We start from the raw sequence: 12,765 nt of genomic DNA on the forward strand, positions 1-12,765 counted from the left end.
GCTATCGCGAGCAAGCTCACTCCTACAGGGTTTTGGGTACCTCTTTAGCCGGCGTTGACTGCAGCAACACCCGCCTTGGCCACCTGTGCATCCTGATCGGCCTTCACGCCCGACACACCCACCGCGCCAATGGTTTCGCCGTTCACGATCACCGGCACGCCGCCTTCGAGCGAGGTCAGCAGGGGCGCGGTGACGAAGGCCGTACGCCCGCCATTGACCATCTCTTCATAGCCCTTGGATTCACGACGGCCCAGCGCCGAAGTGCGGGCCTTTTCGATGGCGATGTAGGCGCCAATCGGGGCGCAGCCGTCCAGGCGTTCGAAACCCAGCAGGTGGCCGCCATCGTCGGTCACGGCGATGGACACCGCCCAGCCGTTGGCTTGCGCCTCTTTACGGGCGGCGGCGAGGATCTGGGTGACTTCGGTCTGGCTCAGTACGGATTTGGTTTTCATGAAGCTCTCCTTTGCAAGTCGGGGTTGATTCGGTGGTCCGGGCGCCTGCCTGTTACACGGGTTGCAGGGCGTCCTCGATGAGTTCGATCCAGTGCTTGACCGGGGTGCGGCCGGCACTGGCAAGGTGGGTCTGACAGCCGATGTTGGCGGTGGCGATGACCTCGGGCCGGCCGCTCTCCAGGGCATTCATCTTGTTGTCGCGCAGTTGTCTGGACAGCTGCGGCTGGGTGATCGAGTAGGTGCCAGCCGAGCCACAGCATAGGTGACCGTCCGGCACTGCGGTCAAGTTAAAGCCCAAGCGGGTCAGCACTGCTTCCACCGAGCCTCCGAGTTTCTGCGCGTGCTGCAGCGTGCAAGGGCAATGGAACGCCAGCTTTTGGCTGGTGCAGGCGCCGAGTTTTTCCAGCGGTTCGGCACGCAGCACTTCCACCAGGTCCTTGGTCAGCGCGCTGATTTTTGCGGCTTTCTCGGCATAGGCCGGATCGCCACGCAGCATGTGACCGTAATCCTTGACGAACGCTCCACAGCCGCTGGCAGTCTGCACGATGGCTTCGGCACCGGCCTGCACGCTGGGCCACCAGGCATCGATATTGCGCCGGGCGCGCTGCAGGCCCTGTTCCTGGGCATTGAGGTGGTAATCCACGGCGCCGCAGCAACCGGCCTGGGCGATGGACTTGACCGTGATGCCCAGGCGATCGAGCACCCGAGCCGTCGCCGCATTGGTGTTGGGCGACAGGCCAGGCTGCACGCAGCCTTCGAGAATCAGCACCTGCCGTGCATGTTGCCGAGTGGGCCGCGGCTTGGCCGGGCGCACGCTGCCGGGCAGCTTGTCTTTCAGGGTTGCGGGCAGCAGCGGGCGGAACGCGTTGCCCATTTGCGTCAGCGCCTTGAACAGCGAGGTGTTGGGCACCACGTTGCGCAGGCCTTCGCGCACCAGCCGCTGGCTCATCGGACGCGGCACGGCGGCATCGACCACCGCGCGGCCAATGTCCAGCAGGTTGTGATAGTTCACCCCCGACGGGCAGGTGGTTTCGCAATTGCGGCAGGACAGGCAACGGTCCAGGTGCAATTGGGTTTTCTCGGTGACTTCCTTGCCTTCGAGCACCTGCTTGATGAGGTAGATTCGCCCGCGCGGGCCGTCCAGTTCATCGCCCAGCAACTGATAGGTCGGGCAGGTGGCGTTGCAGAAACCGCAGTGCACACAGCTGCGCAGAATGCTTTCGGCTTCTTCGCCACGGGGCAGGCGCTTGGCCTGTTCGCTCAGGGTGGTCTGCATGGTTCAGATCTCTGCGTACATACGGCCCGGATTGAAAATCCCGTGGGGGTCCAGTTGTGCCTTGAGCTGGCGGTGGTAGCGCATCAGAGGCTCGGCCAGGGGCTGGAACGGGCTTTGATCCAGGCCATGGCTGTAGCAGGTCGCGTGACCGCCGACGGCGCTGACCATGGCGCGAATTTCCTCGCCCGACGCATCGGACTTCAGCCAGCGCTGGGCGCCGCCCCAGTCGATCAACTGCTCTCCGGGCAAAGCCAGCACGCCGGTGTTGGTGGGCAGCGACAGGCGCCACAGCGCTCGGCCATCGGTGAAAAAATCCAGCCGGTGTTCGTTCAGCGCCTGCCACCACGCCGGGTCGATGGACTCGCCACCCAGGCGATCATGGGCCGCAGCCACCGACCCTTCACCGCCTTCCAGACGCAGGCGCAAGACGCGGCCGTCGTGGCTGGCGGCGCTGATCGGCAAGGGTTGCTGGCCCCATTCGGCCAGGCGGGCGAGGGCGTGGGCGCTGTCCATCTCCAGCGCGATGCTGGTGCACAGGCGTGGTTTGGGCAGCACCTTGAGCGACACTTCGGTGAGCAGCCCCAGGCAGCCGAAACTGCCGGCCATCAACCGCGACAGGTCGTAACCCGCGACGTTCTTCATCACCTCGCCGCCGAATTTCAGGTGCTTGCCAAGGCCGGTGATGACCCGGGTGCCGAGCACGTAGTCACGCACGGAGCCGGCCCACGGGCGACGCGGCCCCGACACCCCCGCGGCGATCATCCCGCCCACGGTGGCATCGCCGACGCCTGCGTCGCTGTAGCTGGGCGGCTCGCAGGGCAGCATCTGCCCGGCCTGGTCCAGCGCAGCGTTCAGTTCGCTGAGCGGGGTGCCGGCGCGAGCGGTAATCACCAGTTCCGTCGGGTCATAGCTGACGATGCCACGATGGATGCGCGTATCCAGCACTTCCCCGGCCACTTCACGGCCCAGGAACGCCTTGCTGTTGGCACCCTGAATACGCAGCGGCAGGCCGCTCTGGATGGCCTGGTTGACCTGTTCGAGCAAGGTCTGGCTGGCGTCGCCGTCTTGCGCGGTGGGGTAGGACTGACGTTCGGCACCCATCAGAAACGCTCCAGTTCAGGGAAGGGCAGCTTGCCCATGTGCACGTGCATCGCGCCGAATTCGGCGCAGCGGTGCAGGGTCGGGATGTTCTTGCCCGGATTGAGCATGCCGCTGGGGTCGAACGCCGCTTTCACGGCGTGGAACAGGGTCAGTTCGTCGCTGTTGAACTGCGCGCACATCTGATTGATCTTCTCGCGGCCCACGCCGTGTTCGCCGGTGATGCTGCCGCCGACTTTCACGCACAGTTCCAGAATCTTGCCGCCCAGCGCCTCGGCGCGATCAAGTTCCCCCGGCTGGTTGGCATCGAACAGGATCAGCGGGTGCATGTTGCCGTCACCGGCATGGAATACGTTGGCCACACGCAGCCCGTATTCCTCGGACAGCGCAGAAATGCCCTGCAAGACGCCCGGCAATTCCCGACGCGGAATGGTGCCGTCCATGCAGTAGTAATCCGGCGACAGCCTGCCTACAGCAGGGAAGGCGTTCTTGCGTCCGGCCCAGAAACGCACGCGCTCGGCTTCGTCCCTGGCCTGGCGCACCTCGGTGGCGCCGGCTTTTTCCAGCACGGCGCGGACCCGGTCGCAGTCTTCGTGAACGTCGGCTTCCACGCCGTCCAGTTCACACAGCAGGATGGCTTCGGCGTCCACCGGGTAACCGGCGTGGATGAAGTCTTCAGCGGCGCGGATGGCCAGGTTGTCCATCATCTCCAGACCGCCCGGGATGATGCCTTCGGCAATGATGTCACCCACTGCACGGCCAGCCTTTTCCACCGAATCGAACGCCGCCAGCAGCACCCGCGCCACTTGGGGTTTGGGCAGCAGTTTGACCGTCACTTCGGTGATGATCCCGAGCATGCCTTCGGAGCCGGTGAACAGCGCCAGCAGGTCGAAGCCGGGGGAATCCAGCGCGTCGGAGCCCAGCACCATGCGCTCGCCTTCGACGGTGAGGATGTCGACCTTGAGCAGGTTGTGCACGGTCAGGCCGTACTTGAGGCAGTGCACGCCGCCCGCGTTCTCGGCGACGTTGCCGCCGATGGAGCAGGCGATCTGCGACGACGGATCGGGTGCGTAGTAAAGATCGTAGGGCGCGGCGGCCTGGGAAATCGCCAGGTTGCGCACCCCCGGTTGAACACGGGCGAAGCGTCCGGCGGGGTCGATGTGCAGGATCTTGTTGAAGCGCGCCATGACCAGCAGCACGCCTTTCTCCAACGGCAGTGCGCCACCGGAAAGCCCGGTGCCGGCGCCGCGTGCGACCACCGGCACGCCGCGCTCGTAGCACAGCTTGAGCAGCGTCTGGACTTGCTCGACCCGCTGCGGCAACACCACCAGCATCGGCGTGGTGCGGTACGCGGAGAGGCCGTCGCATTCGTAGGGGCGCAGTTCTTCCTCGCGGTGGAGGATCTCCAGGTCCGGCAGGCGTGACTGCATCGCTTGCAGCAACTGCGCCTTGTCGATGTCCGGCAGCGCGCCATCGACGCGTTCGTCATACAGGATATTCATGGTGGGTGTTTCACCCCGTCTTGTTCTTATATGGCCCCGTTCTGGCACGGAACGTTCTACGGCTGACTTGCATCATTGGCCGGGTGGGGCTTACTGTCCATGGCAGAAAGCACTGGTCGAACCAGTTTTTTTTGGCATTTGCACAAAGGTTTTTTATTAATCCTCGGAATATCAATTAGTTAGATATGCATTCCGTTGTTTCTTGTGTCGCATTTATAACTGGTCATACCAGATCGCTTCTCGTAGCAGCCCGGCCGGGCGGCGCTCCGCTTGCCGGCGGGAGCGATGTGTCAGACAACTCATCTGTGACTGACACACGGCTCCCGCCGGCAAGCCGTGCTGCTACGGGATGTGTGGACACCTTTTGGAAAGAGGGCTTATGGACAACCTCGTGCAAGCTTCCACCCCTCAGGTTGCGGACGTCGTCAGCGAGCGCATCGAGCGGCTGATCGTCGATGGCGTGCTCAAGGTCGGGCAACTCCTGCCTTCGGAGCGGCGCCTGACCGAGAAGCTGGGCGTCTCGCGCACCGCGCTGCGTGAAGGGCTCAAGCTGCTGCGTGCCCGGGGCATCATCGAAACCCGTCACGGCAAGGGCTCATTCGTTGCGCAGATGGGCGGCTTGGGCCTGTCCGCCGCATCGCCGCTGATGCACCTGTTCGCCTCGCAGCCGCGCACCCTCTATGACCTGTTCGAGGTGCGCAGCCTGCTGGAAGGGGAGTCAGCCCGCCTGGCGGCGCTGCGCGGTACCGACGCAGATTTCGTGCTCATCACCCGCGCCTACGACGCGCTGGTGGCGGCCCACGATCACGCGCTTGATGCCAGCGAACACGCGCGGCTCGATCATGCCTTTCACCTGGCGATCAGCGAGGCATCCCACAACCCGGTGCTGGTACAGACCCTGCGCTCGCTGACAGACCTGCTGCTCAACACGGTCTTTGCCTCGGTCAACAACCTCTATCACCGTGAAGCCCAGAAACGGCAGATCGACCGCCATCACGCCAGGCTCTACAACGCCGTCACCGGCCGCCTGCCGGATCAGGCGCGCAAGGCCGCCGTGGCGCACATCCAGAGCATCTGCGACAACCTGCGGGAAATCGAGAACGAAGAACAGCGACTGGTCAGGGCCACCTTGCGCCTGGAGGGCTGGGCCTGACCTTGACAGCCACCGGTGAATGTCGCACTTTACGCATTGCGTAAGTCGTTTACGAAAACCTGTTGATCAAAAACAATAACCAGCGCAGGCCTTCCCGTGGACCTATTCACCTACTACCGCTCGACCTCCAGCTACCGCGTGCGCATCGCGCTGGCGTTGAAGGGCCTTGAGGTCAATGCCATTCCCGTGAACCTGATCCGCGACGGCGGCGAACACCGCAAGCCCGCGTATCTGGCGGTCAATCCGCAAGGCCGGGTGCCAGCGCTGCGCCTGGAGAGCGGCGAGGTGGTGATTCAATCCATGGCGATGATCGAATACCTCGAAGAACGCTTCGCTAAGCCTGCGCTGCTGCCCGACGATCTGCTCGCCCGTGCCCGGCATCGGCAGGTGGCCGCCCTGATCGGCTGCGACATCCATCCGCTGCACAACGTCGCCGTGCTTAACCGCCTGCGCGGCCTGGGCCATGACGAAGGTGACGTGACCGCCTGGATCGGCCACTGGATCAGCGAAGGCTTCGCGGCCGTGGAAGCCTTGATCGGTGACGAGGATTTCTGTTTCGGCGTGGTGGGTCTGGCTGACCTTTATCTGCTGCCACAGTTGTATGCCGCGCGACGTTTCAATGTCGATTTGGGCGCATTCCCGCGCATATGCAGGGTCGAGGCGCTGGCGCTGGCCCATCCGGCGTTCCGCAAAGCGCACCCGGATGCGCAATCGGACAAGCCGGAGTAGTCTGTCCCTTATGAAAATCTTCGGTCTGCAACTGATCTTCGGCGACTTTCTCGCCCGCAGCGTACGGGGCATTCCCTGTGCGCCACCTGCTCGACTGTGAACCTCGCCAACCAGCATTTCACTATTTAGCAGGAGCAAGACCGTGACTGATCTCTATGAAAACCCCATGGGCCTGATGGGCTTCGAGTTCATCGAATTCGCCTCGCCGACGCCCGGCTCGCTGGAGCCTGTGTTCCAGATGATGGGCTTCACCAAGGTCGCCAACCACCGTTCCAAGAACGTGGCGTTGTACCGCCAGGGCGCGATCAACATCATCCTCAACAATGAGCCTCACAGCGAAGCGTCCTACTTTGCCGCCGAACACGGTCCTTCCGTGTGCGGTATGGCGTTCCGGGTCAAGGATTCGCAACACGCCTACAAACGCGCGCTGGAACTGGGTGCACAGCCCATCGAAATCGCCACCGGCCCGATGGAGCTGCGCCTGCCCGCGATCAAGGGCATTGGCGGCGCGCCGCTGTACCTGATCGACCGTTTCGGCGAAGGCACGTCGATCTACGACATCGACTTCGTGTTCATCGAAGGTGTCGAGCGTCATCCAGAGGGTGCAGGCTTACAGTTCATCGACCATCTGACCCACAACGTCTATCGCGGACGCATGGCGTACTGGGCGAATTTCTATGAAAAGCTGTTCAACTTCCGTGAAATTCGTTACTTCGACATCAAGGGCGAATACACCGGCCTGACTTCCAAGGCCATGACCGCACCCGACGGCATGATCCGCATCCCGCTGAACGAGGAGTCGTCCAAGGGCGCGGGGCAGATCGAAGAGTTTTTGATGCAGTTCAACGGTGAAGGCATCCAGCACGTGGCGTTTTTCACCGACGACCTGATCAAGACCTGGGATCGCCTGAAAGCTCTGGGCATGCGCTTCATGACTGCGCCTCCCGGCACCTATTACGAGATGCTTCAGGGGCGCATCCCCGACCACGGCGAGCCCGAGGCCGAGTTGCAGTCCCGTGGCATCTTGCTGGACGGCACTTCAGAGGGCGGCAACAAACGCCTGCTGCTGCAGATCTTCTCGGAAACCCTGATGGGCCCGGTGTTCTTCGAATTCATCCAGCGCAAGGGCGATGACGGGTTCGGCGAGGGCAACTTCAAGGCGCTGTTCGAGTCGATCGAGCGCGATCAGGTGCGGCGCGGGGTGCTGACCACCGATTAATCGGTTGGTTATCCCCCGTAGCAGCACGGCTTGCCGGCGGGACGGTGTGTCAGGCAACTCATCTTTGACTGACTCACCGCGTCGCGGGCAAGCGCGCTCCTACAGGGCTCAGGCTTTTGGCATTTCCCCACCCATCCGCGCGCTGATCGCGCGGGCGGTGTGCAGCAGTTTCTGCGCCGCCAGGGCCTGATGCTCACCGGTAAACACCGACGCCGATCCCACCACCGTCACCACACCCACCAGCTTGTTGCCCATGGCAAACACCGGGGACGACACCGCGTTCACGCCGGCCATCAACAAACCGTGGATCTGATGCACGCAGGTCGCGCGAATTTCCTCGACATGGCGCTCCACTTCCTTGAGCTGTGCAGCCGACAGCACAGCCGACTCCTGCTGGCGCAGGGCAGCGGTTTCGGCGTTCGACAAGAAGGTGTCGAACACCAGTCCCGTGGAGGAGCCGAGCAATGGCAGCACCGAGCCGATCTGCGTGACCAGGGTCACCGCGCCCAGGGACTGCTCGACGTACACCACGGTCGGCCCCTTGTTGCCCCACACCGCCAGGAAGCAGGTTTCGTTCAGCTCGTCACGCAAGGCGATCAGCTCGGGGGCCGAGATTTTCAGCACATCCAGTTGGCTCAAGGCGGCAAGACCAACCTGCAAGGCCGAGCGCCCCAGCCGGTAATGGTTGGTGATCGGATCCTGCTCGGCAAAGCCGCTGTCCACCAGTGCCTGCAGGTAGCGATGCACCTTGCTGGCCGGCATCGAGACGTGCTCGGCGAGCCTGGACAGCGAGGTGGCGGGCGCCAGTTCCGCCAGGGCCTTGAGGATGCCGACGCCGACTTCGGCGGACTGCACTTTCTGTTGGCGGGGAGCGGGGGCGGTTGCGGATGGATCGGTCATGAGCAGGGCGTGCGCCGGTCTGGAAAGGCTGCTTTATAGCTTGACCGTTGTTCAAACTCAAATTACGTTATGCGTAAACAGATTACGATTGGCGTTGCTCATACCTGTAGGAGTGAGCTTGCTCGCGATAGCGGTATGACTGCGCCCCGTGCTGTGACTGACACACCGAATCGCGAGCAAGCTCACTCCTACAGGAAATGTGTTGGTCGACGGTTCAATAACAACAAGAGGTCAAGATGTTCACCAAACCCGCATCCGAGCCGCTCAATTACCAGACCGGCTTCGGCAACCAGTTCAGCAGCGAGGCGGTGCCGGGTGCGTTGCCGGCCGGGCAGAACTCGCCGCAGCGTCATCCTCTGGGCCTGTATGCCGAGCAGTTCTCCGGCACCGCGTTCACCGTGCCCCGCGCCGAAGCACGGCGCAGCTGGCTGTACCGCATCAAGCCTTCTGCGGCCCATCCGCAGTTCAAGCGCCTTGAGCGTCAGATCACAGGCCTTGAACAAGGTCCGGTGACGCCCAACCGCCTGCGCTGGAACGCCTTCGACATCCCCGCTGAACCCACCGATTTCATCGACGGCCTCATCGCCCTGGCCAGCACCAGCGCGGCGGATCAGGCCGAAGGCGTGAGCATTTATGTCTACACCGCCAACCAGTCGATGCAGCGTGCATTCTTCAACGCCGATGGCGAATGGCTGCTGGTGCCGCAACAGGGCTGCTTGCGCCTGGTCACCGAGCTAGGCCTGCTGGACATCGAGCCGCAGCAAATCGCGGTGATTCCCCGTGGCCTGAAATTCAGCGTGCAACTGCTTGACGGCACGGCTCGCGGTTACCTCTGCGAGAACCACGGCTGCGCCTTGCGCCTCCCGGACCTGGGCCCCATAGGCAGCAACGGGCTGGCGAACCCTCGGGATTTCCAGGTGCCGGTCGCCTGTTTCGAAAACACTGAACAACCCACAGTGCTGGTGCAAAAGTTCCTCGGCGAGCTCTGGGCGGCGCAACTGGAACATTCGCCATTCGATGTGGTGGCCTGGCATGGCAACAACGTGCCGTACAAGTACGACCTGCGCCGGTTCAACACCATTGGCACGGTGAGCTATGACCACCCGGACCCGTCGATCTTCACGGTCCTGACCTCGCCGGGAGCTACCCACGGTCAGGCCAACATCGATTTCGTGATCTTCCCGCCGCGCTGGATGGTGGCGGAAAACACCTTCCGCCCGCCGTGGTTTCACCGCAACCTGATGAACGAGTTCATGGGCCTGATCGACGGCGCCTACGACGCCAAGGCCGAAGGCTTCATGCCGGGCGGGGTGTCGCTGCACAACTGCATGAGCGCCCATGGCCCGGACAACGCGACGGCGGAAAAGGCCATCGCCGCTGATCTTGCGCCACACAAGATCGAACAGACCATGGCCTTCATGTTCGAGACGGGCAAGGTCCTGCGCCCCAGCCGTCATGCCCTACACTGCCCGCAACTGCAAGGCGACTACGACGCCTGCTGGAACGGCATCGCCAGAACCTTCAAACCTCTGGACACGGATAACCAACGATGAGTACTTCCCTTCATGCCCGCAGTTGGGTGACCTCTGCCAACGATCACCCTGATTTTCCGCTGCAGAACCTGCCATTCGGGGTGTTCAGCGCCAGCAACCTCAGCCGGCGCGGCGGGGTGGCCATCGGCGACTGCATTCTTGACCTGCAAGCTGCGCTGGAAAGCGGCTGTTTCACCGGGCAGGCGCGGATTGCCGCCGAAGCCGCAGGGCGCGGGCAGCTCAACGATTTCTTCGCCCTGGGCGCCTCGGCGCGTCAGGCGCTGCGCCTTGAACTGCTGCAACTGCTGGACGAAAGCAGCCCGGCCCGCGAAGACCTGCTGCACCCCATGAACGCGTGTCAGATGCACCTGCCGGCGCAGGTCGGCGACTACACCGATTTCTACGTGGGCATCCATCACGCCACCAACGTCGGCAAGCTGTTTCGCCCTGACAATCCACTGCTGCCCAACTACAAGTACGTGCCCATTGCCTACCACGGCCGGGCGTCGACGCTGTGCGTGTCCGGCACGCCGGTCAAGCGCCCGAGCGGTCAGACCCTGGCCCCAGGCGCTGAAGCGCCCACCTTCGGCCCGAGCAAGCGGCTGGATTACGAGCTGGAAGTCGGGGTGTGGATGGGGCCGGGCAACGAGACCGGCGAGCCCATCGGCATCGGTCAGGCAGGTGAGCACATCGCCGGCTTCTGCCTGCTCAACGACTGGTCGGCGCGGGATCTGCAAGCCTGGGAATACCAGCCGCTGGGTCCGTTTCTGTCCAAGAGTTTTGCCACCAGCATTTCACCCTGGGTGGTGACCAGCGAGGCGCTGGCGCCGTTTCGCAGCGAGCAACCACAGCGGCCTGAAGGTGACCCGCGGCCGCTGGAATACCTGTTCGATGAACAGGACCAGGAGCAAGGCGCGCTGGACATCGAACTGGAGGTGCTGCTGCTGACGGCGCTGATGAAAGAGCAGGGCATGGCCCCGCAACGGCTGGCGTTGAGCAACACCCTGAACATGTACTGGACGGTGGCGCAGATGGTCGCCCATCACAGCGTCAACGGTTGCAAGTTGCAGCCGGGGGATCTGTTCGGCACCGGCACCCTGTCCGGCCCGCAGCAGGGGCAATTCGGCAGCCTGCTGGAGATCACCGAAGGCGGCAGGCACTCGGTAGAGTTGCCGAGCGGCGAGACGCGCAAGTTCCTGGAGGCGGGGGACGAGGTGATTCTCAAGGCACGCTGCCGTCGCGACGGTGAGGTCAGCATCGGCTTTGGCGAGTGTCGTGGGGTGATTGTTGGGTAACTCGGTTTGATCAATTGAATCCTGTGGAAGCGGGCTCGCCCGCGAAGGCGGTGGATCAGTCACCATTCAGGCGTCAGATCCGACGTATTCGCGGGCAAGCCCGCTCCCACAGGGTTAACGTGGTGCATCAGTTGAGGGCACGACCACTCGTCAGGCAAATCCTTCGACCAACGACCCCGTTCTCGGCAAAAACCGCCCCTGCCGCTCACCCTGCACCTTGCCCTGGGCATAACTCAAATGCCCGTTCACCCACACTCCGTCGATGCCTTCGGCGGCGCGTTTGGGTTCCTTGAAATCCGCCACGTCGCGTACCGTTTCAGGGTCGAACAACACCAGGTCGGCCCAATAGCCCTCACGCACGAAGCCGCGCTCGTGCAGGCCAAAGCGGGTGGCTGTCAGTCCCGTCATCTTGTGAATGGCGGTGTGCAGCGGAAACAGTCCCAGGTCCCGGCTGAAATGCCCAAGCACCCGAGGGAACGCACCCCACAGGCGAGGGTGTGGGAAAGGGTCTTCCGGTAGGCCATCGGAGCCGATCATCGACAGTGGGTGCTTCATGATGTTCTGTACGTCGTTTTCATCCATGCCGTAGTACACCGCCCCGGCCGGCTGCAGCTTTTTCGCAGCGTCAATCAGTGACAGGCCCCAGTCGGCGGCGATGTCTTTCAGATCGCGCCCGCCCTGATCCGGGTGTGGCGTGGACCAGGTAATGGTGATGCGAAACGCATCGGTGACCTGCTTCAAGTCCAGCGTCGAGGAACTGGCGGCATAGGGATAACAGTCGCAGCCCACCGGGTGGCTCTGCGCGGCTTTTTCCAGTGAGGCCAGCAGTTGCGGGCTGCGGCCCCAGTTGCCGGCACCTGCGCATTTCATGTGGGAAATGACCACCGGCGAGCGCGCATGGCGACCGATGTCGAAGGCCTCGTCCATGGCCTCCAGCACCGGCTCGAACTCGCTGCGCAGGTGCGTGGTGTAGACCGCGCCAAATGCGGTCAACTCTTCGGCCAGTTGCTTGACCTCATCGGTTTCTGCCGAGTACGCCGTGGCATAGGCCAACCCGGTGGAAAGCCCCAGCGCGCCGTCCTCCAGGCTCTCGCGCAGTTGCTCGCGCATGGCGCTGATTTCGTCAGGTCTTGCCGTGCGGAACAGATCGTCCAGATGATTGCTGCGCAGCGCCGTGTGGCCGATCAGCGCCGCGACGTTGACCGCCGGGCGGGCCTTGTCCACCGCCTTGCGATAATCACTGAAACGCGGATAGGCAAAGGCCTTGGCCGGGCCGAGCAGGTTCATCGGGTCCGGCGGGTCGCCCGCCAGGGTCACGGGCGAGGCACTGATGCCACAGTTGCCGACGATCACTGTGGTCACGCCCTGGGTGATCTTGGGCAGCATCTCGGGATGGCGGATCACCACGGTGTCGTCATGGGTGTGCACGTCGATGAAGCCCGGCGCGAGCACGCGGCCCGCCGCGTTGATTTCCTCGCCGGCGGACACCCCGTCAAGGTCGCCGATGCGCTGGATGCGCCCGTCGCGGATCGCCACGTCGGCGCGCACGCCGGGGGTGTCGCTGCCGTCGATCACCAGCGCGTCGCGGATGATAAGGTCGTAAAGCATG

The 12,765-nt window shown here is 63.4% G+C and carries 11 protein-coding genes; 5 read left to right on the forward strand and 6 right to left on the reverse strand.

The features are described from left to right. Window positions 1–44 precede the first annotated feature (44 nt). The 4 genes from NPS29_RS08145 to glcD are packed head-to-tail and all read right to left on the reverse strand — an operon-like array spanning window position 45 to window position 4,328. The gene (locus NPS29_RS08145) at window positions 45–452 is read right to left on the reverse strand and encodes a heme-binding protein (RefSeq protein ID WP_274131878.1); all 408 of its coding nucleotides are present in this window, start codon (window positions 450–452) and stop codon (window positions 45–47) included. Between the two features lie 52 nt (window positions 453–504). After that, entirely contained in the window at window positions 505–1,728 is a 1,224-nt protein-coding gene (gene glcF / locus NPS29_RS08150; RefSeq protein WP_274131879.1) for a glycolate oxidase subunit GlcF, read from the reverse strand. A gap of 3 nt (window positions 1,729–1,731) precedes the next feature. Then, on the reverse strand, window positions 1,732–2,829 hold the full coding sequence (gene glcE / locus NPS29_RS08155) for a glycolate oxidase subunit GlcE (RefSeq protein ID WP_274131880.1): 1,098 nt from the start codon (window positions 2,827–2,829) through the stop codon (window positions 1,732–1,734). Continuing rightward, a complete protein-coding gene (gene glcD / locus NPS29_RS08160; protein WP_274131881.1) occupies window positions 2,829–4,328 on the reverse strand; it encodes a glycolate oxidase subunit GlcD in 1,500 nt (499 codons plus the stop codon). The genes glcE and glcD overlap by 1 nt, the downstream gene beginning before the upstream one ends. 379 nt (window positions 4,329–4,707) lie before the next feature. Between glcD and glcC the strand changes: the two genes are divergently transcribed. The 3 genes from glcC to hppD all read left to right on the forward strand — a co-directional run bounded on the left by glcC (window position 4,708) and on the right by hppD (window position 7,429). Beyond that, the gene (gene glcC / locus NPS29_RS08165) at window positions 4,708–5,481 is read left to right on the forward strand and encodes a transcriptional regulator GlcC (protein ID WP_274131882.1); all 774 of its coding nucleotides are present in this window, start codon (window positions 4,708–4,710) and stop codon (window positions 5,479–5,481) included. A 96-nt stretch (window positions 5,482–5,577) separates the two neighbouring features. Further along, window positions 5,578–6,210 (forward strand): maleylacetoacetate isomerase, encoded by a 633-nt coding sequence (maiA, locus tag NPS29_RS08170; RefSeq protein ID WP_274131883.1) that lies wholly within the window; start codon window positions 5,578–5,580, stop codon window positions 6,208–6,210. 142 nt (window positions 6,211–6,352) lie between these two features. Then, window positions 6,353–7,429, forward strand: a complete 1,077-nt coding sequence (hppD, locus tag NPS29_RS08175) for a 4-hydroxyphenylpyruvate dioxygenase (protein WP_274131884.1) — start codon at window positions 6,353–6,355, stop codon at window positions 7,427–7,429. Window positions 7,430–7,537: 108 nt separating this feature from the next. Here hppD and NPS29_RS08180 read toward each other — a convergent pair whose 3' ends face one another. Beyond that, a complete protein-coding gene (locus NPS29_RS08180) occupies window positions 7,538–8,329 on the reverse strand; it encodes an IclR family transcriptional regulator (protein ID WP_274131885.1) in 792 nt (263 codons plus the stop codon). A 236-nt stretch (window positions 8,330–8,565) separates the two neighbouring features. On the opposite strand from NPS29_RS08180, the gene hmgA reads away from it, so the two are divergent. Continuing rightward, window positions 8,566–9,882, forward strand: a complete 1,317-nt coding sequence (gene hmgA, locus NPS29_RS08185) for a homogentisate 1,2-dioxygenase (protein ID WP_274131886.1) — start codon at window positions 8,566–8,568, stop codon at window positions 9,880–9,882. Next, complete coding sequence (gene fahA / locus NPS29_RS08190) at window positions 9,879–11,156, forward strand: fumarylacetoacetase (RefSeq protein ID WP_274131887.1); 1,278 nt, start codon at window positions 9,879–9,881, stop codon at window positions 11,154–11,156. The genes hmgA and fahA overlap by 4 nt, the downstream gene beginning before the upstream one ends. A 150-nt stretch (window positions 11,157–11,306) precedes the next feature. On the opposite strand, the gene NPS29_RS08195 is transcribed toward fahA, so the two are convergent. Continuing rightward, a complete protein-coding gene (locus NPS29_RS08195; protein WP_274131888.1) occupies window positions 11,307–12,764 on the reverse strand; it encodes an N-acyl-D-amino-acid deacylase family protein in 1,458 nt (485 codons plus the stop codon). Window position 12,765 lies beyond the last annotated feature (1 nt).

It is taken from the genome of Pseudomonas putida, assembly GCF_028682175.1.
Lineage (GTDB): Bacteria > Pseudomonadota > Gammaproteobacteria > Pseudomonadales > Pseudomonadaceae > Aquipseudomonas > Aquipseudomonas putida_AD.